The sequence below is a fragment of the Neisseria sp. P0019.S003 genome, from assembly GCF_051957115.1.
Lineage (GTDB): Bacteria > Pseudomonadota > Gammaproteobacteria > Burkholderiales > Neisseriaceae > Neisseria > Neisseria flavescens_D.
The window spans coordinates 1-255 of sequence record NZ_JBQCWT010000121.1 but is presented as its reverse complement, the minus strand read 5'-3'; the positions used below and the strand labels follow the sequence as shown (position 1 = coordinate 255).

The following is a 255-nucleotide window of genomic DNA, read 5'->3' as shown; positions in this document are numbered from 1 at the left end:
GATACCCGATAATCAGGCATCCGGGCCGCCTTTTAGGCGGCAACAGACACACTTAGCCTGTTGGCGGCTTTCAACAGGTTCAAACACATCGCCTTCAGATGGCTTTGCGCACTCACTTTAATCAGCCTGAAATAGGCTGCCTGGGCGTAGCGGAATTTACGGTGCAGCGTACCGAAGCTTTGTTCGACCACATAACGGGTCTTCGACAAATATCGGTTACGTTTGGTTTGTGCTTCCGACAGCGGATGTTTGCGG

At 52.2% G+C, this 255-nt stretch carries 1 protein-coding gene; it reads right to left on the bottom strand.

Going from position 1 to position 255, the window contains the following annotated elements; all coding sequences use genetic code 11:
- Positions 1 to 32 precede the first annotated feature (32 nt).
- Positions 33 to 255, bottom strand: a 223-nt coding sequence (locus ACTHTS_RS11395) for a transposase (RefSeq protein WP_440370105.1), incomplete at its 5' end; no start/stop codon positions are given.